The organism is Halopseudomonas xiamenensis, from assembly GCF_014219065.1.
Taxonomy (GTDB): Bacteria; Pseudomonadota; Gammaproteobacteria; order Pseudomonadales; family Pseudomonadaceae; genus Halopseudomonas; species Halopseudomonas xiamenensis.
On record NZ_JACLGO010000019.1, the window covers coordinates 28,161 to 49,639 of the forward strand.

At 64.6% G+C, this 21,479-nt stretch carries 22 protein-coding genes; 7 read left to right on the plus strand and 15 right to left on the minus strand.

The window, feature by feature from the left end:
- Positions 1-24 precede the first annotated feature (24 nt).
- The 4 genes from pyrE to H6X51_RS13130 all read left to right on the plus strand — a co-directional run bounded on the left by pyrE (position 25) and on the right by H6X51_RS13130 (position 2,105).
- Positions 25-669 carry an orotate phosphoribosyltransferase gene (gene pyrE, locus H6X51_RS13115; RefSeq protein ID WP_185267941.1) on the plus strand — a complete coding sequence of 215 codons (645 nt, stop codon included), beginning with the start codon at positions 25-27 and terminating at the stop codon, positions 667-669.
- Positions 670-708: 39 nt separating this feature from the next.
- Complete coding sequence (locus H6X51_RS13120; RefSeq protein WP_185267942.1) at positions 709-1,305, plus strand: DUF4124 domain-containing protein; 597 nt, start codon at positions 709-711, stop codon at positions 1,303-1,305.
- Positions 1,306-1,466: 161 nt separating this feature from the next.
- Positions 1,467-1,655, plus strand: coding sequence for a YgaP family membrane protein (locus H6X51_RS13125; RefSeq protein WP_185267943.1), 189 nt, complete (start codon positions 1,467-1,469; stop codon positions 1,653-1,655).
- 9 nt (positions 1,656-1,664) lie between these two features.
- A complete protein-coding gene (locus tag H6X51_RS13130; protein ID WP_185267944.1) occupies positions 1,665-2,105 on the plus strand; it encodes an OsmC family protein in 441 nt (146 codons plus the stop codon).
- Between the two features lie 209 nt (positions 2,106-2,314).
- Here the strand turns inward: H6X51_RS13130 and H6X51_RS13135 are convergent, their stop codons facing one another.
- The 5 genes from H6X51_RS13135 to coaBC are packed head-to-tail and all read right to left on the minus strand — an operon-like array spanning position 2,315 to position 7,925.
- Entirely contained in the window at positions 2,315-2,767 is a 453-nt protein-coding gene (locus H6X51_RS13135; protein WP_221627346.1) for an acyl-CoA thioesterase, read from the minus strand.
- On the minus strand, positions 2,764-3,669 hold the full coding sequence (gene argB, locus H6X51_RS13140) for an acetylglutamate kinase (protein ID WP_185267982.1): 906 nt from the start codon (positions 3,667-3,669) through the stop codon (positions 2,764-2,766). The genes H6X51_RS13135 and argB overlap by 4 nt, the downstream gene beginning before the upstream one ends.
- 54 nt (positions 3,670-3,723) lie before the next feature.
- A complete protein-coding gene (locus H6X51_RS20345) occupies positions 3,724-6,210 on the minus strand; it encodes a phosphomannomutase/phosphoglucomutase (RefSeq protein ID WP_185267946.1) in 2,487 nt (828 codons plus the stop codon).
- 37 nt (positions 6,211-6,247) lie between these two features.
- Positions 6,248-6,703 (minus strand): dUTP diphosphatase, encoded by a 456-nt coding sequence (gene dut / locus H6X51_RS13150; protein WP_185267947.1) that lies wholly within the window; start codon positions 6,701-6,703, stop codon positions 6,248-6,250.
- Between the two features lie 10 nt (positions 6,704-6,713).
- Entirely contained in the window at positions 6,714-7,925 is a 1,212-nt protein-coding gene (gene coaBC, locus H6X51_RS13155) for a bifunctional phosphopantothenoylcysteine decarboxylase/phosphopantothenate--cysteine ligase CoaBC (protein ID WP_185267948.1), read from the minus strand.
- A 188-nt stretch (positions 7,926-8,113) separates the two neighbouring features.
- Here coaBC and radC point away from each other — a divergent pair, with 188 nt between their 5' ends.
- From radC to rpmG, 3 genes are all read left to right on the plus strand, one after another.
- Positions 8,114-8,788, plus strand: coding sequence for a RadC family protein (gene radC / locus H6X51_RS13160; RefSeq protein ID WP_185267949.1), 675 nt, complete (start codon positions 8,114-8,116; stop codon positions 8,786-8,788).
- A 185-nt stretch (positions 8,789-8,973) separates the two neighbouring features.
- Positions 8,974-9,210 carry a 50S ribosomal protein L28 gene (gene rpmB / locus H6X51_RS13165; protein WP_185267950.1) on the plus strand — a complete coding sequence of 79 codons (237 nt, stop codon included), beginning with the start codon at positions 8,974-8,976 and terminating at the stop codon, positions 9,208-9,210.
- Positions 9,211-9,221: 11 nt separating this feature from the next.
- On the plus strand, positions 9,222-9,377 hold the full coding sequence (gene rpmG / locus H6X51_RS13170) for a 50S ribosomal protein L33 (RefSeq protein WP_007894709.1): 156 nt from the start codon (positions 9,222-9,224) through the stop codon (positions 9,375-9,377).
- Positions 9,378-9,467: 90 nt separating this feature from the next.
- Here rpmG and H6X51_RS13175 read toward each other — a convergent pair whose 3' ends face one another.
- The 10 genes from H6X51_RS13175 to tssJ form a co-directional block, all read right to left on the minus strand.
- Entirely contained in the window at positions 9,468-10,361 is an 894-nt protein-coding gene (locus H6X51_RS13175) for a peptidoglycan DD-metalloendopeptidase family protein (protein ID WP_185267951.1), read from the minus strand.
- Between the two features lie 94 nt (positions 10,362-10,455).
- Positions 10,456-11,745, minus strand: coding sequence for a PQQ-dependent sugar dehydrogenase (locus tag H6X51_RS13180; RefSeq protein ID WP_185267952.1), 1,290 nt, complete (start codon positions 11,743-11,745; stop codon positions 10,456-10,458).
- The gene (locus tag H6X51_RS13185) at positions 11,742-12,170 is read right to left on the minus strand and encodes a DUF2231 domain-containing protein (protein WP_185267953.1); all 429 of its coding nucleotides are present in this window, start codon (positions 12,168-12,170) and stop codon (positions 11,742-11,744) included. Before H6X51_RS13185 ends, H6X51_RS13180 begins: the two co-directional genes overlap by 4 nt.
- A gap of 188 nt (positions 12,171-12,358) precedes the next feature.
- Positions 12,359-13,546, minus strand: a complete 1,188-nt coding sequence (desA, locus tag H6X51_RS13190; protein WP_185267954.1) for a delta-9 fatty acid desaturase DesA — start codon at positions 13,544-13,546, stop codon at positions 12,359-12,361.
- Positions 13,547-13,666: 120 nt separating this feature from the next.
- Entirely contained in the window at positions 13,667-14,632 is a 966-nt protein-coding gene (locus H6X51_RS13195) for a serine/threonine-protein kinase (protein WP_185267955.1), read from the minus strand.
- A complete protein-coding gene (locus tag H6X51_RS13200) occupies positions 14,629-15,357 on the minus strand; it encodes a PP2C family protein-serine/threonine phosphatase (RefSeq protein ID WP_185267956.1) in 729 nt (242 codons plus the stop codon). Before H6X51_RS13200 ends, H6X51_RS13195 begins: the two co-directional genes overlap by 4 nt.
- Positions 15,357-18,782, minus strand: a complete 3,426-nt coding sequence (gene tssM, locus H6X51_RS13205) for a type VI secretion system membrane subunit TssM (RefSeq protein ID WP_185267957.1) — start codon at positions 18,780-18,782, stop codon at positions 15,357-15,359. Before tssM ends, H6X51_RS13200 begins: the two co-directional genes overlap by 1 nt.
- On the minus strand, positions 18,779-19,660 hold the full coding sequence (gene icmH / locus H6X51_RS13210; protein WP_185267958.1) for a type IVB secretion system protein IcmH/DotU: 882 nt from the start codon (positions 19,658-19,660) through the stop codon (positions 18,779-18,781). Before icmH ends, tssM begins: the two co-directional genes overlap by 4 nt.
- A 5-nt stretch (positions 19,661-19,665) precedes the next feature.
- Complete coding sequence (gene tssK / locus H6X51_RS13215; RefSeq protein ID WP_185267959.1) at positions 19,666-20,997, minus strand: type VI secretion system baseplate subunit TssK; 1,332 nt, start codon at positions 20,995-20,997, stop codon at positions 19,666-19,668.
- Positions 20,998-21,000: 3 nt separating this feature from the next.
- Complete coding sequence (gene tssJ / locus H6X51_RS13220) at positions 21,001-21,477, minus strand: type VI secretion system lipoprotein TssJ (protein ID WP_407925972.1); 477 nt, start codon at positions 21,475-21,477, stop codon at positions 21,001-21,003.
- Positions 21,478-21,479: the final 2 nt, after the last annotated feature.

Here is a 21,479-nt window from a genome sequence, read left to right on the forward strand (position 1 = left end):
TTTTGTTAACGACGAGGGTAATAGATGCACGAATATCAGTGGGAATTCATTCGTTTTGCGCTGGATCGCAACGTCTTGCGCTTTGGCGAATTTACCCTCAAGTCGGGTCGCACCAGTCCCTACTTCTTCAATGCCGGTCTGTTCAACACCGGCAGTGCGCTGGCACGGCTGGGGCGCTATTACGCCCAGGCGCTGATTCACAATGGCCCGAAGGAGATCGACATGATCTTCGGTCCGGCCTACAAGGGCATCCCGCTGGCGGCGGCCACCGCTGTTTCGCTGGCTGACAGCTTTGATGTCGATCTGCCATACTGTTTCAATCGCAAGGAAGCCAAGGATCATGGCGAAGGGGGTTCGCTGGTCGGCGCACCGTTGCAGGGCCGGGTGGTGATCGTCGATGACGTGATCACCGCCGGCACCGCGATCCGCGAGGTGATGCAGATCATCCAGGCGGCCGGGGCCGAGCCGGCGGCGGTGATGGTTGCGCTGGACCGGCAGGAGCGCGGCCAGGGTGAGTTGTCGGCGATCCAGGAAGTCGAGCGCGACTTCGGTATCCCGGTGATCAGCATCGTCTCGCTGACGCAGATCCTGGCTTTCCTCGAGGATGATGAACAACTGCGCAAATACCTGCCTGCGGTGCAGGCGTATCGCGAGCAATACGGCATCTGATCGGGAGGCCGTCAACAGTCAGGACAGGGTGGTCCCGTTATGCGGAAAAGGATCGGTTATCAGGCATTGGCGGTACTGATCGGTGGTGCGGCCGTCGCGGCTGATGCCGCCGAGCTGTATCGCTATATCAATGACAAGGGTGTCACTGTGCTGGATCGCAGCGTGCCACCCCAGTATGTCAGCCGCGGCTATGAAGTGCTGGATAGCGATGGCCGGGTCAAGCAGGTGGTGCCGGCGGCACCGACCCGCGAGGAACGTGAGGCGGCACGGGCCGCCGAACTGGAGCAACGGCGCCGCAACAGCGCTGATGAAACCCTGCTGCGGCTGTATTCCAGCCTGGCCGACCTGGACCGTGCCCACGGCCGACAGATCCAGCAGATCGAGAACCTGATCGCCACCGCCGACGCCGACCTGCTGACCCTGCAGTCCCAGCGTGACGACCTGCAGAGTCGCGCCGCCGCGCAGGAACGCGCCGGACGCGAAGTGGACCGGCAATTGCTGCAGCAGCTGCGGGAGATCGAGGCCGAGCAGGGCCGCCTGCAACGCCGGATAGCCAGTAACCGCGAGGAAATCGACACGGTCAACGGCGCCTTCGCCGAGCGCCGCCAACGCCTGTCGCAGCTGCTGGCTGACTGAGCCGGCAGTTTCCCCATCTTCTGATTCCCCCTCAACCTGGCCCTATGTTTTGGTGGATTTCTGCTTGCCTTAAATATTAGATTTACCTAAATTAGGTTTGTCTTAATATTGGTGGTAGCAACTGGTAAGTATTGAGTGCCTATTATGCTGAGGGATGGAATATGCAAATGAATATTGGAAGTCTTGACCGTTTACTGCGTGTCGTTGCCGGTTTGGTGCTGATCGGGCTGAGCCTGTTCGGGGTAATCGGCTGGTGGGGCTGGCTGGGACTGATTCTGGTAGTGACCGGCGTGGTGCGTTTCTGCCCTGCCTACTGGTTGCTCAAGATCAATACCGGCAAGCGTCGTTGAGGTGGGGATATGGGCCTGAAAACCATTGAAGTACAAGGGCAGTTGGACGAGGGCTTCGCCATCAGGGTCGAGTGCGGGTCCCATCAACTGGTCATGGACCAGCCGAGATCCGCCTTCGGCCAGGATAGCGGACCCACGCCGCTGGAAATGATCCTGGCGGCACTGGCCGGTTGCTTCGGCACCATCGGCCGGTTTCTTGCGCATCAGCGCAAGATCGAGCTGCGCAGCATGCGCTTTGCCATCCAGGCCGACTATGACCCCAATGGCCTGCTTGGGCGTGACGCGAGTGTCCGGCCCGGCTTCCAGGCGCTGCGCCTGCAGGTGGAGATCGACGCGGACCTGAGCCGGGAGCAGAAACAGGCGTTTCTGCGTGAAGTGGAGCGGCGTTGCCCGCTGGCGGACAACCTGCTGCACGACACCCATTTGCAGAGTGAGTTGGCTGGCAGTTGAGGCAGGTGCGGGCGGGCGTCGCCCGCCGTCGCGCCGGGGCGGCGCTCCTACAAGCATGCCATCTGCAGCACTCGAACCCGCTTGCATGGAACCATAGAATCTCCCACAGTGAGCGGCGATATCGCCGTCATTGCGAGCCCGCAGGGCGCGGCAATCCATGGACTTGGAGCCGCTGTTTGTGGGAGCCGCGCCCTCGCGGCGAATAGCCATCAGCTACGACTGGCGTCCTCCGGAGCAGTGGCTTCGTAGCGCAGGATGGCATCGCGGAAGGCCGCGCCTATGGGCTGGGGGCGACGGGTTGCCATATCCGCATGGACGTAGACAATCTCCCCCCTGACCAGCAACTCCTGGCCCCGGTAGATGCCGAGCAGAAACTGCAGGCTGCTGTTACCCAGTCTGGCAATCCGTACATGGATGTCCAGCACATCGTCGAACATGGCCGGGGCCTGGTAATCCAGCACGGTACGCACGGCGAAGAAGTCGCTGCCGATGAGGTCGGGGTTGTCGCTGGCCTGGCGCAGGGCGCGGAAGTATTCGGTGATGCCCACGTCCGCATAGTTCAGGTAATGCCCGTTGAACACGATGCTCTGCGGGTCAACCTCGGCCCAGCGCACGCGCAATGGGGTGCTGAAACGGAAGTCGCTTTGCTGCATGGCACTCATCCCTGCTGCTGGTTGGTGATCAGGGTACCGACGCCAGTGTCGGTGAAGATCTCCAGCAGTACCGCATTGGGCACCCGGCCATCCACGATGATGGCACTGCCGACACCGCCCTGCACCGCATCCAGTGCGCAGCGAATCTTCGGCAGCATGCCGCCGTAGATGGTGCCGTCGGCGATCAGCGCATCGACCTGGGCGGTGGTCAGGCCGGTCAGCACCTTGCCCTGCTTGTCCATCAGGCCGGCGATGTTGGTCAGCAGCAGCAGTTTCTCCGCGCCCAGCGCTTCGGCCACCTTGCCGGCCACCAGGTCGGCGTTGATGTTGTAGGAGGCGCCGTCCTTGCCTACGCCGATGGGGGCGATCACCGGGATGTAGTCATCGGAGATCAGCCGGTTGATCAGGTTGACGTTGACCTCGGAGACTTCGCCGACATGGCCGATATCGATGATCTCGGGCTTGTCCATGCCCGGGGTGCGGCGGCTGACCTTGAGCTTGCGCGCACGGATCAGGTTGGCGTCCTTGCCGGTCAGCCCGAGGGCCTGGCCGCCGTGCTGGTTGATCAGGTTGACAATGTTCTTGTTGACCTGGCCGCCGAGCACCATCTCCACCACGTCCATGGTGGCGCTGTCGGTGACGCGCATGCCCTCGATGAATTCGCTGGTGATGTTCAGGCGCTTGAGCAGGTCGCCGATCTGCGGGCCACCGCCATGCACCACCACCGGGTTGATGCCGACGGTCTTCATCAGCACGATGTCCTTGGCGAAGCTGGCCTGCAGCTCCTCGCTCTCCATGGCGTTGCCGCCATACTTGATGACGATGGTCTTGCCGGTGAAGCGCTGGATGTACGGCAGCGCCTCGGTCAGGATGCGGGATACCTGGGTGGCGGCGTCACGACTCAACATGATGGTTCTTCTCTCCTGGTCAGAATCTCTGCCAACCTGCTGCCGGGGTGCCGGTCGTCACAGGCTGTTTAGTTCAAGGTCAGGGGCCACGGCGGCCAGCTGACTGCGAAACAATTGACGTATACGTTCCAGCCCGGGGGCACTGTCGGCCTCGAAGCGCAACACCAGCACCGGTGTGGTGTTGGAGGCGCGTACCAGGCCCCAGCCGTCGGGGTAGTCGACGCGAATGCCGTCGATGGTGGTAATGCGGGCCTGCTCGCCCCAGTCGGCGCTGCGCTGCAGCGACTCGATCAGCTCGAACTTGCGCTGCTCGCCCACCGTCAGGTTGATCTCCGGCGTGTTCATGCCGGTCACATAGCGTCCGAACAGGGCGTTGATGCCATCGCGGTCCACGGCCAGCATGGAAATCAGCTCCAGCAGCCTGGCAGCGGCATACAGCCCATCGTCGAAGCCGTACCAGCGTTCCTGGAAGAACACATGGCCGCTCATCTCGCCACCGAGCAGCGCCTGGGTCTCGCGCATCTTGGCCTTGATCATCGAATGGCCGGACTTCCACATCACCGGGCGTCCACCCAGGCGGCTGATCAGTTGTGGCAGCTGGCGAGTGCATTTCACGTCGAATACGATGTCGGCACCGGGGTTGCGGGTCACTATGTCCTCGGCGAACAGCATCAGCAGGCGGTCGGCACAGATGCTCTCGCCATTGGGCGTGACCACGCCGAGACGGTCGGCATCGCCATCGAAGGCGATGCCCAGGTCGGCGCCATGCTGCTTGACGATCAGGATCAGGTCCTGCAGGTTCTCCAGCTTACCGGGGTCCGGGTGATGATTGGGGAAGGTGCCATCGACCTCGCAATACAGCGGGATCACATCACAGCCGAGCCGGTCGATCAGGGTTTGGGCGATTACCCCGCCGACGCCATTGCCGCAGTCCACCACTACTTTGAGCGGGCGAGCCAGCAGCACATCATCGACGATGCGCTGGCAATAGTCGTCGAGTATCTGCAGGGGTGCGCAACTGCCGTTGCCCAGGTGCAGGGCATTGTCCCGCAGGCGCTGGTGCAGAGCGGTGATGCGCTCGCCGGCCAGGGTCTGGCCGGCGATGACGATCTTCAGGCCATTGTAGTCCGGCGGGTTGTGGCTACCGGTGAGCATCACCCCCGAGCTGGCCTCGGTGACATGGGTGGCGTAGTACAGCACCGGGGTCGGCACCATGCCCAGGTCCATCACCTGGCAGCCGCTGTCGCACAGGCCGCGTACCAGTTGCTCCTGCAGTTCGGGGCCGGACAGGCGCCCGTCGCGGGCCACCGCTACCTGCGGCTGGCCGGCATCCAGCGATTCGCTGCCGATGGCCCGGCCCAGCCAGTAGACATGCTCGGCGGTAAGGGTGCGACCGACCACGCCACGGATGTCGTAGGCGCGGAAGATTTCCGCGGGCAGCTCGGGGATGCCGCTGCCCGGCTCCTCGTCCAGCTCATCGAGGATATCGATATCCAGCACGTCATCCAGCGGCGGCAGCGCTTCTTCCATGGTCACCGGCGTGGTCGGTGCGACTGCCGGGGCCGTAGCCGGCCGGCTCACTGGCGCCTGGCTGGCGCGCGTGGCCAGCGCCATGATGTCCTGCGCCACCGGCTCCAGTGGACCCAGTTGCAGGCCGGCAGCCTTGTGCCCGCGGGTCAGCTGCTGCAGGGTGTCGGAATCGGCGGCCAGCGCCCGGCTCCAGCTGCGCTGCAGCACGAGCAGGCTGGCCAGTGCGCCGGCCAGGGCCAGCAATATGGCACCGGCAAGCAGCAAGGGGTTGGGCGCACCGGCGGCCATGGCCGCGCCGCCGCGGAACTCGATGCGCCAGGCCGGATTGTCGGTATTCAGCTGCAGCACCGGGGCCTGGCCGCTGCCCGCCTGGTACAGGGTCTGCGCTGGCGCGCCGGGGAACTGCTGGACCAGCCGGACCTGGCCGGCGTCGGCTGGCAGCGTTGGCAGCAATGCAGTCAGGCGCTGCATGTCGAACACCGCCAGCAGGGTGCCGCCGATCGGCGCTGTGGGCGAGGCGCGCAGCGGTTGCACGGCATACAGCCGCCAGCTGTCGCCTACCCGGTGCGCCTCGACCGGCACCGGAAGCCCGCGCTCGGCCCGGCGGATCATGTCCAGCGCGGCAAAGCTCAAGGGTGCCTGCGGATCATCGGTCACCCGTGCCGCGCCCGGCAGGTAGGTATGGATCGCCAGGTTGTCGGCGAACTGATAGTGCAGCAGGCGTTCCAGGGTCGCACTGCCGCCCTGTTGCAGAGTGACCTGCAGCTGAGGGTTGGCGGCGACCCGGGCCAGATCGGCATCGATACGCGCCAGGCTGCGATTGAGCGCACTCTGCTGCTGGGCGGCATAGGCGTTGCCCAGCTCCTGGCGGTAGTTCTCCGCGGCCGGGGCGAACAGCAGCAGCCACAGCAGGGCCAGCGCGGCGGCCAAGCCGGCGAGCATCAGCAGCAATGGGCCAAGGGTGGCGGGCAGGCCCTGAGGTTGTCGGCGCAGTCTGGGTATGGTCAGTTTCATCTCTGGTGTTTGCCTCCGTGCATGAGCCAGTGGTCGATCAGTGACTGCCGGTGTGTCCGAAACCACCGGCGCCGCGCTGGCTGTCGTCGAACTGCTCGACGATCTCCAGCGACGCCTGCACCACCGGCACCAGTACCATCTGCGCGATGCGTTCGCCCGGCTCGATGCTGAACGACTGATGGCCGCGATTCCAGCAGGAGACCATCAGCTCGCCCTGGTAGTCCGAGTCGATCAGCCCGACCAGGTTGCCCAGCACGATGCCATGCTTGTGACCCAGCCCGGAGCGCGGCAGGATCATCGCCGCCAGGCCCGGGTCGGCAATATGGATCGCCAGCCCGGTGGGCAGCAGGGTGGTCTGGCCCGGCTCCAGGGTCAGCGGGGCATCGAGCATGGCGCGCAGATCCAGCCCGGCGGAGCCTTCGGTGGCGTAGGCGGGCAGCGGCCATTGCTGGCCGAGGCGGGGGTCAAGGATCCGGGCTTGCAGAGCGTGCATGAATATGTCCTCAGGCTGGGGTGTTCAGATGGTTGGCGATGAAGGCGATGATCTGCCGGGCCAGCTTGTGCTTGCTGGCGCGCGGCAGCGACTGCGGGGTCAGGCTGCGGTCGATCAGGGTCACGGCATTGTCGTCGGAATTGAAGCCGATGCCGGGCTGGCTGACATCGTTGGCGATGATCAGGTCCAGGTTCTTGCGGGTCAGCTTGTCGCTGGCATAACCGAGCACGTCATCGGTCTCGGCGGCGAAACCAACGCACCAGGGCCGCTGCGCATGGCTGGCCAGGGTGGCGAGAATGTCCGGGTTGCGCACCAGTTGCAGGGTCATGCCCGAGTCGTTGCTGGTGTCCTTCTTCAGCTTACCGGCTGCGCAGGCGGCCGGGCGATAGTCGGCCACTGCGGCCGAGGCGATGAACAGGTCCGCCGGCAATGCCGCCTCGCAGGCGGCCAGCATCTCGGCGGCGCTGATCACATCGACGCGCTCGACCCGCGGCGGGGTCGGCAGGTTGACCGGACCGGCCACCAGGGTGACCCGGGCACCGGCCTCGGCGGCGGCCTCGGCCAGGGCAAAACCCATCTTGCCGGAGCTGTGGTTGGAGATGTAACGCACCGGGTCGATCGCCTCGCGGGTCGGCCCGGCATTGATCAAGACATGGCGGCCGCTGAGCAGGCCGAGTTCGAAGCAGTCGGCGCAACGTGCGGCGAGGTCGAGCGGCTCGAGCATGCGCCCTGGGCCGATATCACCGCAGGCCTGCTCGCCAGCGGCCGGGCCGAATACCCGGATCTCGCGCTGCAACAGCGTCTGCAGGTTGGCCTGGGTCGCCGGGTCGCGCCACATGGCCTGGTTCATCGCCGGCGCCAGGGCGACCGGCGCATCGGTGGCCAGCACCAGGGTGGTCAGCAGGTCATCGCCACGGCCATTGGCCAGGCGCGCCATCAGGTCGGCGGTAGCCGGGGCGATCAATACCAGGTCGGCCCAGCGTGCCAGTTCGATATGGCCCATGGCGGCCTCGGCGGCCGGGTCCAGCAGGTCGCCGTGCACCGGGTTGCCGGACAGCGCCTGCAGGGTCAGGGGGGTGATGAACTCGTAGGCGGCGCGGGTCATCACCACCCGCACCTCGGCCCCGGCATCCTTCAACCGGCGCACCAGCTCGGCGCTCTTATAGGCAGCGATACCGCCGCTGACTCCCAGGACCACCTGCTTGTTGAACAACCGCTGCATCGTCGACTCCGGCCCACGGCGCCGCTGCCTATCAGCGCGCCCGGAAAATGGCGTTAACGATAGCATATGCCGACCCCGTCACGCCCCTCCCATCGGCTGCTCGACCCCGGTCGCGGGGCAGACCTATACTCCCCGCGTTGCCGCACGCAAGGGAAGTACGTGCCACCGCCAAGCAAGGAGCACCTGCCATGCCCATCACCGACTGGCCGGCGGCTGAACGGCCCCGGGAGAAACTGCTGCTGCAGGGCGCTGCGGCCCTGTCCGACGCCGAGCTGCTGGCGATCTTCCTGCGTACCGGTCTGCCGGGCTGCAGCGCGGTCGATCTGGCCCGACAACTGTTGAGTGGCTTCGGCAGCCTGCGCGCCCTGCTGCAGGCGGGCCAGCAGGACTTCTGCCGACACCCGGGCCTGGGGCCGGCCAAGTTCGCGCAATTGCAGGCGGTAATGGAAATGGCCCGCCGGCACCTGTTCGAGGAACTCAAGCGCGGCGATGCGCTGACCTCGCCGGGGGCGGTACGCGATTATCTGCGCAGCCAGCTGATGGCGCTGCCGCACGAGGTCTTCGCCTGCCTGTACCTGGACAACCAGCACCGGGTGATCGCCTTCGAGGAGCTGTTCCGCGGTACCCTGGACAGCGCCAGCGTCTATCCGCGCGAGGTCATCAAGCGGGCGCTGGCGCACAATGCCGCCGCGCTGATCCTGACCCATAACCATCCGTCGGGTGTGGCCGAACCCAGCCAGGCCGATCTGCTGCTGACCCGGCGCCTGAAGGAATCGCTGGCGCTGGTGGATATACGGGTGTTGGACCATCTGGTGGTAGGTGACGGTGATCCGGTTTCCTTCGCCGAACGCGGGCTTTTATAGGGCTTGCACGTGAAAAATCGTTGCCTGGGGGGGCGCATTTTGGTATAAAGCTCCGCTCTTCTCGGGGCTGCACCTGTAATCAGCACCTTACAGTGATGCGCGAAGGCTTGCCCCGGCTGGACAACAGATTCTTTTTATGACTTCCAACCAGTTCGGGTTGGGCAAGTGGTTGGAGAGGGTTAACCATGTCTCGAGTATGTCAAGTGACCGGCAAAGGCCCGGTGACTGGGAACAACGTTTCCCACGCTAACAACAAAACCAAGCGTCGTTTTCTGCCTAACCTGCAGCACCACCGCTTCTGGGTAGAATCCGAAAAGCGTTTTGTCCGTCTGCGCACTACCGCCAAGGGCATGCGTATCATTGACAAGCGTGGTATCGATGCCGTTCTGGCCGACATCCGCGCCCGCGGCGAAAAAATCTAAGGAGCAGTGTCATGCGTGAATTGATTCGTCTGATCTCCTCTGCCGGTACTGGTCATTTCTACACTACCGACAAGAACAAGCGTACTACTCCGGACAAGATCGAAATCAAGAAATTCGATCCGGTTGTTCGCAAGCACGTGATCTACAAGGAAGGCAAGATCAAGTAAGATCTGCCTGACTGACAAAAAACCCGCTGCGGCGGGTTTTTTGTTGCCTACTATCCAGGGTGCGGCGTCAGCCTTCCTGCCCCTGACTCATCAGCGCTCCCCACCCACCGCAAAGTTGGGCATGCTGTTCACCGGTTGGGAAAACTCGAAGGGAATCGACACGGTGTTCAGGCCGGTGTTCTTCTGCACCACGAAGTGCAGATGCGGCCCGGTGCTGTTGCCAGTATTGCCGGACAGCGCCAGCAGTTCGCCGGTGCGTACCCGCTGACCTTCGCGCACATTGACCGAGCCCTGTTTCAGGTGCAGGTAGACGCCCATGGTGCCGTCATCGTGCAGAACCCGAACGAAGTTGCCGGCGGGGTTGGTGCCGCGACCGCTCTGCCGGTTCTCGGTCTTGACCACCAGGCCGCCACGGGCGGCGACGATCGGGGTACCGACCGGCATGGCGATATCCACTGCGTAGCGGCCTTTCGGCCCGGTGTGACTGTAGCGCCCACCCGGCCCCTGGGTCATGCGGAACGGGCCACCCCGCCAGGGTAGCGGATAGGCCAGGGGACTGTGTTCGGCGCGCGGGTCGCCGAGTGCATAGCGCAGCTTGTGCTGGTAGCGTGGCGTGCCCTTGCCGTCCGGCGCCAGGGTCAGCAGGCGAATCTGCCCGCGCGGTGGCAATACCCAGCGTACTGGCTTGGTCGGTGCGCCGAGCACGTGTTCGGCAGAGGTGATTTCCAGCTCGACTTCGACCGGGGCATACAGGTCGTTGTTCACCACCAGGGTATCGCCACCGGCATGCTTGCGGGTGGTGACATAGACCTGGCGGTCGTTGTTCTCGACCATGTTGTCGCTGAACACGAAGACCTTGGCGCCCTGGACGCGCTGGTCGGTGTAGGTGACCACCCCGTTGGCATCGGTGTATTTGTAGATCGTCGAGCCCAGCAGGGCCGGGCTGGCCAGCAGCAGGGCAATCCCCATGAGGTAGGTACGCATCCGTTGCAACCATTGAAGTCATGACAGAGCGCCAAGGATAAACCCTGGCGCCCGGTAAAGCGACCCGTGCAGGAGGCTTTGACGCCTCCGTTCGTCACTGGCTGGGGGTTACCCGCCAGATGGTGTTGGCCAGGTCATCGGCGACGATCAGTGCGCCGCGCGGGTCCACTGTCACGCCGACCGGTCGACCGCGGGTCTTGCCATCCTCGCCACGGAAACCGTAGAGGAAATCGATCGGTTCGCCGGTGGGGCGGCCATTGCTGAACGGCACGAACACCACCTTGTAGCCGACCGGCTCCTTGCGGTTCCAGCTGCCATGCTCGCCGACGAACACGCCATCGGCGAAGTCCGGTCCCATCGCCGGCGTGGAGAAGTCCAGACCCAGTGCAGCGACATGGGAACCCAGGCTGTAGTCGGGGGTGATCGACGCTGCTACCTTGTCAGGGTCCTGGGGTTTGACCCGCGGGTCGACGTTCTGCCCCCAGTAGGCATAGGGCCAGCCGTAGAAGCCACCCTCGCGTACCGAGGTCAGGTAGTCGGGTACCAGGTCCGGTCCCAGTTCGTCGCGCTCATTGACCACCGCCCACAACTGTCCGGTGCCCGGCTGGACGGCCAGCGCCGTGGGGTTGCGCAGGCCGGTGGCATAGGGCTTGTAGGCGCCGGTCAAGGGGTCTATCTGCCACACCAGTGCCCGATCGACCTCGGCTTCCATGCCGCGCTCGGTGATATTGCTGTTGGAGCCGATACCGACATACAGGTAGCGGCCGTCGGCGCTGGCGGTCATCGCCTTGGTCCAGTGGTGGTTGATCGCCGATGGCAGGTCGGTGATCTTGTCCGGCGGACCGCTGGCCCGGGTCTGGCCTTCTTCGTAATCGAAGCGCACCAGCGCATCCTGGTTGGCGACATACAGGTTGTTGTCGATCAGGGCCAGGCCGTAGGGCGCGTTGAGATCCTCGGCGAACACGGTCTGTTCCTCGTAGACGCCATCGCCATCACTGTCGCGCAGCAGCGTCAGGCGGTTGCCGCTCTCCACCGAGGTGTTGCCCTTGGCCTTGATATGACCGGCGATCACGTCCTTGGGCTTGAGCTTGGCGGCATTGCCGCCCCGGCCTTCGGCCACCAGGATGTCGCCATTGGGCAATACCAGGGTCTGGCGGGGAATCTTCAGGTCGGTAGCGATGGCGGTGACTGTGTAGTTCGGCGGCGTCAACGGCACCTGGTCGCCCCACTCGGCGGGCTTGGCGATGGTCATGCTCGGCAGCAGGCCGCGCTGCATGTCCGGCAGGTCGGGATTGGCGCCGTAGAGTTGCTTGGGCTCGGAGTCACCGCAGGCGGCCAGCGCAATGGAGACGGCGACGATCGACAGGCTGTGGATAATCTTCATTCCCGACCTCCTACATGCACGCTGCAGAAACCGATCCAGGTGGCGGCGCAGGCCAGGATCATCACGATCACCGACAGGATCAGGGCGGCGGGCATGATTGCCCAGGCGTCCTTGGCATGCACCAGGGCATTGAGAAAGCCGAGGATCCAGGTGGCCAGTAGCAGAACCAGATACAGCAGAGGACGTCCATGCCGCCGTTCGCTACGGGCCAGGCCGGCGATGGCGAACAGCCCCGCCAGACCGCAGAACACCAGCGCTCCGGCCAGCAGCCAGGAAGCGAAGTTGCTCCACTGTATCTGGTAGCTGGAGGCATAGGCGATGTCGCTGAGCAGAGCGCCGAGAAACAGCGGGATGGTGCCGGCGAGCAATACCGCATGCAGCGGATGCAGCGCGGCTGGATAGGTTCTCACTACGGTGGTCGTCACAGGAAAGTCCTCATTGCTGGTCAGGCGAGAGGCTGTGCCCGAAGCGCTACGCCGAGGGCGTATTCCGCTTCATGCAAGGGAGCACAACGGCGTGGTTCCACCGCAGTATAGTTGAGGGCCGCCAGCTGACCAGCGAAGCGGCAGGGGCGGTCAGCCGCGCTGCCGCCCGTTTGCAGGCCGGCTGGTATTCAGGATGCCAGTGCCGGCTGCAGCGTATAGGTACGCAGATGGGCGGCAAAATCCTGCAGCACGCGGATGCGGGTAGCCTCGGCCTGGGTGCACCAGTCCTTCAATGCATTGACCATGTCGTGGCCATTGCTGCTGGTACGGCTCCAGATCTGTTGCAGCGCCAAGCGCTTCTCATAGATGATGCGCAGCGACTGGCTCTGCTCCAGAATGGTCTGGATACGCGCCTCCTGCTGCGGCGCCAGCAGGCTGGTTTCCTGGCCCAGCAGGCGCTTGGCACGGCGGAACAGATGGCGCACGGAGTCGTCCACCCGCTGCATCTCCTGGCGTACCAGTGGCCGGATGACGGTCTTGCGATACTGCGCCATGATCTGGAAGCGGTTGTTCAGGATCGCCCGGGCGGTATCCAGGTCCAGGGTCTGCTTGCCTTCGATGCGATGCGGCACTGGCGCGACCCGGCGCACCTTGGCCAGGCGCAGCAGGCTGAACAGGCGAATCCACATCCAGCCCATGTCGAACTCCCACTTCTTCACCGATAGCTTGGCCGAGTTCGGGTAGGTGTGGTGGTTGTTGTGCAGCTCCTCACCACCGATCAGGATGCCCCAGGGCACGATATTGGTTGCCGCATCCTTGCACTCGAAGTTGCGGTAACCCACCGCATGGCCCAGGCCATTCACCACGCCGGCAGCCCACAGCGGAATCCAGATCATCTGTATTGCCCATACGGTCAGCCCCAGCACACCGAACAGGGCCAGGTCGATCAACAGCATGAGTACGATGCCGGTATTGCGATAGCGCCCATACAGGTTGCGTTCGATCCAGTCATCGGGACAGTTCTTGCCGTAGATGCGCAGCGTTTCCTCGTTCTTCGCCTCCGCCATGTACAGCTCCGCGCCCTTGCGCAGTATGGTAGACAGACCCTTCTGCACCGGGCTGTGGGGGTCTTCCGGGGTCTCGCACTTGGCGTGGTGCTTGCGATGGATGGCTGTCCATTCCCGCGTGTTCATGCTGGTCGTCAGCCACAGCCAGAAACGGAAGAAATGCTTCAGTGCCGGATGCAGCTCCAGCGAGCGGTGTGCCGAATAACGATGCAGATACACCGTCACGCTGACGATGGTGATATGCGTCAGCACCAGGATGATGGCCAGCAACTGCCAGCCGGAAGGATCGAGTAGACCGTTGTACCACATGAACCGGAACCTCTCTGAAGACAGCGGGAACAGCAGGACCGCGCTGCCTGAGTATGAATGACTTGCTGCAAACTGACATGACCGCAGGTCGATTGGAAGATGAGCTGGGGGGAGGAATTGCTACGGAATGTGTTGCTGGCGGGTGAACAGCCGCTGGAGCAGACTGGGCGGCGGCGCGCTGAAGGCCTCCAGCAAACCCCGGGCGTCGATGCGTTGCTGCTGGTCGAAGGCCAGTGCCTGGCGTAGGGCTGGCCAGCAGTGCAGGGGTAGGTGGCGGGGGCGCTCCAGGGACTTGTCCTGCTGCATGTTCTTCGCCTGGCGTGCGGTCATGCGGCTGAACGGGTGGTGTCCGCTGCTCAATTCGTAGAGTACGCAGGCCACGGCGTAGACATCCGCTGCGGCGGCCAGCGGCTGGCCTTCGAGCAGTTCCAGGGCGGCATAACGCGGTGTCCAGGCGGCGATGCGGGCGCGGCTGAGGCGGGGCAGTCCGGGCAGCAGGTCGCCGATGGCCTGGCCCAGGCCGAAGTCGAACAGGCGCAGGCCATCCTCGGCAATCATCACATTGCTTGGCTTGAGATCACCGTGCAGCACGCCGCGCGCATGGGCGTAGGCCAGTGCCTGCAGCAGCGCCACGGCGATCTCCTGCAACTGCGCCCAGGGCATGCCATCGGGATTGGCGCTGATCAGCTCGTCCAGGGTCGGCCCCTTGAGTAGCTCCATGGTGATATAGGCGCGCTGGCAACGGCTATCGGTATGGAAGCCATGCAGCTGCACCACATGGGCATGGTGCAGGCGGCTGGTGAGGGCGAATTCGCTGTACAGCAGGGCATTGGCGTCCGGGTATTCGGCGAAGCTGTCATTCAGGGTTTTCAGCGCTATCCAGGGCTGCGGGTCGCCGAACTGCTCGCGCAGCAGATCACGCGCGCGGTACACCGCACCCATGCCACCCACGCCAAGCAGGCGTTCGATGCGGTAGCGCTTGCTCAGCAGCTCCGGCGCTGGCCCGGGAGGGATGGCCCGGGTCCTGTCGCCGGCTGTTGCTGCGGTCTTGGCTGGAGCGGGCATGGCTATCTCCCGGGCGCTCATCGGCGAATCACCACGGCGCTGAGGTTGTCGCTGGCCGGCCCCTGCAGCGCCAGCTCGAACAGGCGTTCGAGGGCAAGCTGCGGCGATGGCAGGTTGAGCGCGCTGCCCAGGCTGGCGCTGCTCAGGTTCTGGTACAGGCCATCGCTGCACAGCAACAGGGTATCGCCGGGGTATACGGTGAACTCGACCACATCCAGCACCAGCTCCTCACTGGCACCGACCGCCCGGGTCAGGGCATGGGCTGAAGGATGACTGGCGGCCTGCTCGGCACTCAGCTGCTGATCCTGCATCAGTTGCTGGAGCAGTGAATGGTCGCGCGACATCTGGTAGAGATTGCCGCTGCGCCACAGGTAGCAGCGGCTGTCACCGGCCCAGATACAGGCGGCGCGATCACCCTCGGCCAGCAGTGCGACCACAGTGCTGCCCATGACCGGCTCGGGCTGGCCGCTGACCAGTGTCAGCTCCTGGCTCAGCCGCCGGTTCAGTGCATGCAGCGACTTGCGCAGCTGCCGCAGTCGCAGATTGAGGTCGCTGCCGCCGGGCAGGTCGGCCAGTTGCTCGACTATCAGGCGGCTGGCCAGGGCGCCGTTCTGGTGTCCTCCCATGCCGTCGGCGACCACCCACAGGCCGCGTTGGGGCAGGGCCAGAAAGGCATCCTCGTTGCGCGCCCGGACCTTGCCGGTATCGGTACGGGCGCTGCTGCGCCAGGCACTGAGCAGGTCCATCACAGTCTCGCGGGCAGGTTGAAGCCGCGCAGCAGGCTCAGGTCGAACGGGTTCGGCGAGCGCTGGCTATGCAGCAGATACTGGGCGCGCATGCCGCCCAGGTCGGCCTTGAGCAGCAATACGTCGCGGTCGGAATGGTGGCCGACCTCGAGTTCGTCGAGCAGGCGGAACAGCGACCAGGTGCCGCGATTCTGATCCAGTGCCGCGCGCTTGCCACCCAGGTCCTCGAGAATCAGGCTGGCGCGCCCGGCGTCGTTGTCCGCTGGCCAGCGGAACGCGGTCTGGATGATCGGACCATGGCGATACTCCATGTTCTGATAACCGATACGCAGGCTGGCGCGTCCCAGGTTGGAGTCGAGGAAGAAGGGCTCCAGGCGGAACTGCACCTGTGGCTCGTTGGGATTCTCGGCGAAGAAACCGCGGCGAATGCGTTCGGCGCGGCCCATCTGCGCCAGCAGCTCGCGCGACACCGGCAGCCCGTGGCCATCGACCAGGCGCACCCGGTAGCCATCGGCGCTGGCGCTGACAAAGGGCTGCAGATAGCGCTCGAAGAACTGCGCGGCGATGCCCTGGGCCTTGAAGAACTCGCGGAAGTCGCCCAAGGTCACTTCGCTTTCGCTGTCCTTGCTGAACGGGTAGCGCTGGCCGACGGAGCCCCGCCAGTTGGCCAGAAGCTCGCTGCGGTAGCGCTGGTTTATATGCTGGTAGGCTTCCTGGAGCACCAGCATCCAGCTGTCACCGGCCAGCGTGGTCAGCCATTGGCCGGCTGGTTGGGGCAGCCGGGCGGCGCTGGTACGCAGCTGGCTCATGGCGTCGGCCTGGCCGCCAATGCGGGCGCGGGCCATGTCGAAGGCGGCCTGCCCCGGCACGCTGGCGTGCGCCAGGCCGTTGATTTGCGTATGCAGCGCATCCAGTGCCTGCAATGCCTGCAGCAGTTCGGCCCCCGGGTTGCCATTCTCGTCCAGCAACTGATGCAGCGCCTCGAAGCGTCGTTCCATGCTGCGCATGGCCCGGTTCAGGGTCGCGCTGTCATTGCTCAGGCGCGTGTTGCCGCGCAGTTCTTCCAGCAGTTTGATGATCGGCGAGTTGGCCGAGGCCAGGGCCGCCAATTGTCGGGTCGCCTGGCTGCTGTCGGCCAGCGGGTCCAGTGCCAGGCGGCTGAGCAGTTCGCTCCAGTGGCTGGCATAATCTTCGAAATACAGCTGTTCCATCTCCTGCATCAGGCGGTGGCGATCCTGGGTGCTCAGTTCGTCGCTGTCACCCAGCACCCAGTTGTCGCGCAGCATGTGCTGTACCAGGTCGTTGCCGCGGGCCAGGAACATCTGCTGGTAGCCGCTGCGGGTGTAGAACCCGGGCAGGGTGTTCTGGTTACTGGTGAGCAGCGCCGCGTGGGGGCCGAGATGGTTGATCACGCGGTACTCCGGCAGGCTGGCGGCCTGCTCGGTCAACAGGCGGTACAGCACGCTGGACAGCGACTCGCTGCGCAGCTGCCGACGGGCCTCGGCGACCAGCCGCTGGTCCAGTGCATAACGCCGGAAGGGCTGCTCCAGCAGATGGGCAAAATGCTTGTTCAGGCGTGTCTGCACTGCGGTATTACCGGCATGGCGCAGCGACCAGTCGGCCGCCATCGACTCCTGCAGCCAGGCATTGTCGCGGCGTTCGGGCATGTTCAACATCAGGTAGGCGCGCAGACTGTTGAACAGTTGTTCGCGGTCGTGCCGGCTGGAGTCGATCTGCGCTTCCAGGCGCAGGGCCACGCTTTTCAGCAGCAACTGCTCGAGCTGCCGGCGATAGGCCCGCTGCAATTCGGGATTGACCGCATCGCCCTGGGACAACCCGGCGCGCTCGCGCCAGCGTAGCCGGTCGCGCCCAGGGTAGACCTGGGTCGCGGCGTAGCTGTTGTCGAGTACCTTGAGCATGGCGCTGACCTGGCTGTGGTTGCGCAGTTGGCGCTGATCCTGCTGCAATTGCTGCGACAGTGTGCGCAACTGTTCGAGCCTGGCATGGTTGGCCGAGAAGCTGCTGGTCCAGGCCAGGCAGGCCACCAGCAGACAGGCGCCGGCTGCGGCGAACAGCCAGCGCTGGCGCCAGTTGATGCGCCGCACCTCGCGCTGATCGAGCCCGGCCAGTTCCGCTTCGGGGAAGATCACCCGGCTGAGCAACTGGCGGATGAAGCGCGCCCGCCCACTGCGTGCGGCCGGGACCGGCGTGTTGCCCGCGCCGAGGTTGCGACCGATGCTGGTGGTCAGCGGGTCCAGCCCGCCCTGCATGCTGGGGGCGCTGGTCAGGTAGAAGCCGCGCAATTGGCTGGCGCGCTGGTAGCGGTTGCCGGCGAAGGCCAGTTCGATGAACAGGCTCAGCGGCTCACCGAGCCGGCCCAACTGGTGCGGAAAGTCGAGGATGCGGCCGCGCCGGGCGATGTCGCGCTCCTGGTGCATGCGCATGATGACCTGGCTGTTGAGGCGATGCAGCAGCTCCTCGAACTCCTGGCGCACGACCTGCAGATCGGTGCCATCCTGCGCCTTGCGGAAGCTGACCCCGAGCACCTGGTCATTCTCGTCGCTGGCCAGCTGGTCGAAATAGTCATCGAAGCCGTGCAGTTGATCGGCCTTGCTCAACACCAGGTAGACCGGCACCTCCATGCCGAGCTGCTGATTGATCTCCAGCAGCCGCTGGCGCAGCTGACGGGCCTGGTTCTCCAGTTCCAGTTGGTTGTCACTGAGCAGCAGATCGACCGGCAAGGTGATCAGCACGCCATTGAGCGGGCGCTGGCGGCGGCTGCGCAACAGGCCCAGCAGCGTGTTCCAGCCGAGGCTGTCGACATGGGGGTCGGGCTGGTTCAGGTAGCGCCCGCTGCTGTCCAGCAGCACCGCATGCTCGGCAAAATACCAGTCGGCATAGCGGGTGGTGGATATCTCGTCATTGACCCGCTGCTGCTCGCGGTTGTTGAGCGGAAACTCCAGGCCGGAGAACTCCAGCAGACTGGTCTTGCCACTGCCCTGTGGGCCCAGCAGCAGATACCAGGGCAGTTCGCGGCGCCAGCGCTCGCTGCGGCCCTTGTACAGGCTGGAGCGGCTGAGGGTGCGCATGGCCTGCTTGAAGCGGTTGTGCAGTTCCAGCTGTTCCTCGACGATGAGGTGCTCGCGGCGCAGGCGCTCCTGTGCCTCGCTGTCGCTTTCCTCGGCCTTGGCCTGGCGGGTCTTCTTCCAGTTGCTGAACACCAGGCTCAGCCCCCAGCCGAGGAAGATCACGCTGATGGTCAGCAGGCGTGCGCTGGCCGAGCCCCAGGGCTTGCGATCATTGATCGCCAGTGCCGGACCCAGGGTCCAGACCAGCACTGCCAGCGACAGTACCAGCACCAGACTCCATGCCCAGCTGCGGCGGAACAGGTTCAGGGTTTTGAACAGAATGGCTTTGGCATTCATGGCATATCGTCCGTGACAAGGGGTTGGCCCGATGCCGGGCTGTGCTCGAAGCCCTGCATGACATTGATGCGCTGCTCATGCAGCACCCAGCTGAAGCCGCCATACATGACGCCCAGGCACAGCAGGGTGAACAGCGCCACCAGCCACCAGGGGGCCGCCCGCACGAAGTGGCCGCGCTCTCCCTGCAGGCCCTGCCAGTGCGGCGAGATTTCGCTGGGCACATCGCCACGCAGCTGGCGGATCTGTCGGTACAGGCTGTCGCGAATCACTTCCAGCTCCAGGGTGCCGCGGGACATCACCCGGTATTTACCCTCGAAGCCGAGCGACAGGCACAGGTACAGCAGCTCCAGCAGATGCAGGTGCTTGACCGGGTTGCGCGACAGCCGTTCCAGCAGCTGGAAGAACTTCTCGCCGCCGAAGGTTTCGTTATGGAAGCTGCTCAGCAGGCTCATCTGCGACCAGGCGCTCTCGTTGCCCCAGGGGGTGGTCACCACCGCTTCGTCGATCGCCGTGCACAGTACATAGCGGGCGGCCATGACCTCGCTGCTGTCGCCGCTGTCCTGCAGCGCATGATGCTCGAACAGGCGAATCTCGGCGCTCAGCCGTTCCTTGAGGCTGTGCAGGTCCTCGGCCTGGAAGCTGTTCTTCAACCGCACCACCTCCGACAGCAGGGTCGCGGCCAGGGAGATCAGCGGGTTGAGGCTGAGGTTGAAGCTTTGCGTGTCGCGCCGCCGGGCAGCGTAGACCATGCGTTGCTCGATTTTCTCCAGCCGTGGCGCGGCGGCGAAGTCAGTCAGCGGGGCCTTGGCCGGCGGCTCGCCGTTGCGGTTGAGAATGACGGTGCGGTCGTCCTGGCGGTAATCCATGTCCTTGATCATGTGTGTCAGTTCCTGATGGCCCAGAAGGTGAGTTCAAGCTCCGGGAAATCCCCCGAGACATGGAAGGCGAAACCGCCGGAGCGTTCCAGCTGGGCCAGCTCCTCGGAGTTGAGTTCCAGGGCGAAGTAGGTCTTGGCGGCATGGAATGGAATCTGCCGTGGCGCCACCGGCAGCGGTTTGACGCGCACCCCGGGCAGATGCAGGTTGACCAGCTGGCGGATGCGCTCCACCGGTCCGACCTTCAGGTGGGCCGGCAGGCGCTGGCGCAGTTCTTCCGAATCGCACTGGGCGCTGGCCGCCAGCACGAAGGAGGCGTTGCCGAGCAGCTTGTGGTCATGCAGCGGCGACACCTGGATACCGTACTGGCGCTGTTGCAGGGCGAGCTCCACGGCATGCTGTTCCAGCACCATGGACAGTGCCTGGCGCAGGGCGTCCATCAGCCTGCGGAAGCTGCCACCCTGGTCGCTGTGCTGGTAGCGGCTGTCCAGGCGCGGCCGGCGCGTGTCCCCGGAAAAGGTCGACAGTTCGCCGAACAGCGCCAGCAGCTCGCGATACAGCTGTTCCGGATGCAGGTGCTCTTGCACCAGGTAGTGTCGCAGCAGAGGCTCGTGACGGTTGATCAGCTGCAGCATCATGAAGTCACCGAACTCGGCGCCGCTGACCTTGCCGCCGGCGCGGATGCGTTCGGCAAGGATGTCGCCGCGGTGCGTGAGCATGCTGATGACTTCCTTCAGGCACGACTGCAGGAACGGGCTGGATTGCAGGTGCAGGAAACTTGGTACGAATTCGCTGTCCAGGCTGACCACCCCGTCGGGCGTGGTATCCAGTACGTGGCACAGCTGCATCCTGACGAACGACTGGGCATCGGCCTGCTCGCCGAGCAGCAGGCGGAAATCCGCCAGGGCGCAGCTGACCATGCCACGGCTGTCGTCGCCGGCGTTCGAGTCGTTGATTTCCACATCGTGCGCGGTGTAGCGCGCCAGTACATCCTTATGTTGCGGGCGCCGGGTTTCCACATGGTTGCCGGTGACCAGCGGCAGCGCCAGCCAGACCGGGCTGTTGCTGGTATTGGCTGGAATATCCAGGGACAACGGGGCGCGTTCGGAACCCAGCTCGAACAGGCTGCCGTCGGGCAGAATGCCGCTGGCCTGGCTGAGCACCAGCTTGCCCATGGCCAGGAACTGCTGGTCGATATCCAGCTTGAAGAACCCCCAAGCGGCGCTATGCAGCCGCTGGGTACGGGTCTTCAACTGATGGTCATAGTAACGATCGCTCTGCTGGAAATGCTGCGGGCGCAGCAGCATGCCCTCATGCCAGACCACTTTTCTGGTCGTCATGGTTCAGTCCCTCGACTGTCGGGCATGGCTGTCGCGCTGTATGCCCAGTTCGTCGAGCTGCAGGCTGACCTGGTTGAGTTGGCCCGCGCGTAGCGGCACCACCACGCGCCAGTCTGCTTCGGGCAGATTGCGATAGGCGGCCAGCACCGCCAGGTAGTGGCCGGTAGCGGTGGTCAGGTTCAGTTCCTGCTGCTCGCCGGGGCGCAGTTCCAGTTCTTCATGGGCAACCAGATCCAGTGCCAGGGTTTCCTGGGGCTGCTGATACAGCGAGAAGAACTCCGCATGTTCGAAGGCCACCGGGTTCTTCAGTTCATAGAGCCGCAGCACGATCGGCGACGGCCGCCCGTGCAGGTCCGGGTTGAGTTTGTCGCTGCCGGTCAACTGCAGGTCTATGCGGGTGGTGGGCGAGCTCTGCATCAGGCTGCAGCCGCCCAGTGACAGCGTGAGCAGTATCGAAACCAGGGCAATGCGCAGCATGATGA

Bases quoted from the DNA above. Each gene is read 5' to 3' on its own strand.
- rpmB (WP_185267950.1), top strand. From the start codon at position 8,974: ATGTCTCGAGTATGTCAAGTGACCGGCAAAGGCCCGGTGACTGGGAAC.
- H6X51_RS13125 (WP_185267943.1), top strand. From the start codon at position 1,467: ATGCAAATGAATATTGGAAGTCTTGACCGTTTACTGCGTGTCGTTGCC.
- H6X51_RS13200 (WP_185267956.1), bottom strand. From the start codon at position 15,357: ATGGACCTGCTCAGTGCCTGGCGCAGCAGCGCCCGTACCGATACCGGC.
- tssM (WP_185267957.1), bottom strand. From the start codon at position 18,782: ATGAATGCCAAAGCCATTCTGTTCAAAACCCTGAACCTGTTCCGCCGC.
- radC (WP_185267949.1), top strand. From the start codon at position 8,114: ATGCCCATCACCGACTGGCCGGCGGCTGAACGGCCCCGGGAGAAACTG.
- desA (WP_185267954.1), bottom strand. From the start codon at position 13,546: ATGTGGTACAACGGTCTACTCGATCCTTCCGGCTGGCAGTTGCTGGCC.
- rpmG (WP_007894709.1), top strand. From the start codon at position 9,222: ATGCGTGAATTGATTCGTCTGATCTCCTCTGCCGGTACTGGTCATTTC.
- icmH (WP_185267958.1), bottom strand. From the start codon at position 19,660: ATGATCAAGGACATGGATTACCGCCAGGACGACCGCACCGTCATTCTC.
- H6X51_RS20345 (WP_185267946.1), bottom strand. From the start codon at position 6,210: ATGAAACTGACCATACCCAGACTGCGCCGACAACCTCAGGGCCTGCCC.
- H6X51_RS13195 (WP_185267955.1), bottom strand. From the start codon at position 14,632: ATGAGCGCCCGGGAGATAGCCATGCCCGCTCCAGCCAAGACCGCAGCA.
- coaBC (WP_185267948.1), bottom strand. From the start codon at position 7,925: ATGCAGCGGTTGTTCAACAAGCAGGTGGTCCTGGGAGTCAGCGGCGGT.
- pyrE (WP_185267941.1), top strand. From the start codon at position 25: ATGCACGAATATCAGTGGGAATTCATTCGTTTTGCGCTGGATCGCAAC.
- H6X51_RS13180 (WP_185267952.1), bottom strand. From the start codon at position 11,745: ATGAAGATTATCCACAGCCTGTCGATCGTCGCCGTCTCCATTGCGCTG.
- H6X51_RS13135 (WP_221627346.1), bottom strand. From the start codon at position 2,767: ATGAGTGCCATGCAGCAAAGCGACTTCCGTTTCAGCACCCCATTGCGC.
- dut (WP_185267947.1), bottom strand. From the start codon at position 6,703: ATGCACGCTCTGCAAGCCCGGATCCTTGACCCCCGCCTCGGCCAGCAA.
- H6X51_RS13130 (WP_185267944.1), top strand. From the start codon at position 1,665: ATGGGCCTGAAAACCATTGAAGTACAAGGGCAGTTGGACGAGGGCTTC.
- tssK (WP_185267959.1), bottom strand. From the start codon at position 20,997: ATGACGACCAGAAAAGTGGTCTGGCATGAGGGCATGCTGCTGCGCCCG.
- H6X51_RS13120 (WP_185267942.1), top strand. From the start codon at position 709: ATGCGGAAAAGGATCGGTTATCAGGCATTGGCGGTACTGATCGGTGGT.
- H6X51_RS13175 (WP_185267951.1), bottom strand. From the start codon at position 10,361: ATGCGTACCTACCTCATGGGGATTGCCCTGCTGCTGGCCAGCCCGGCC.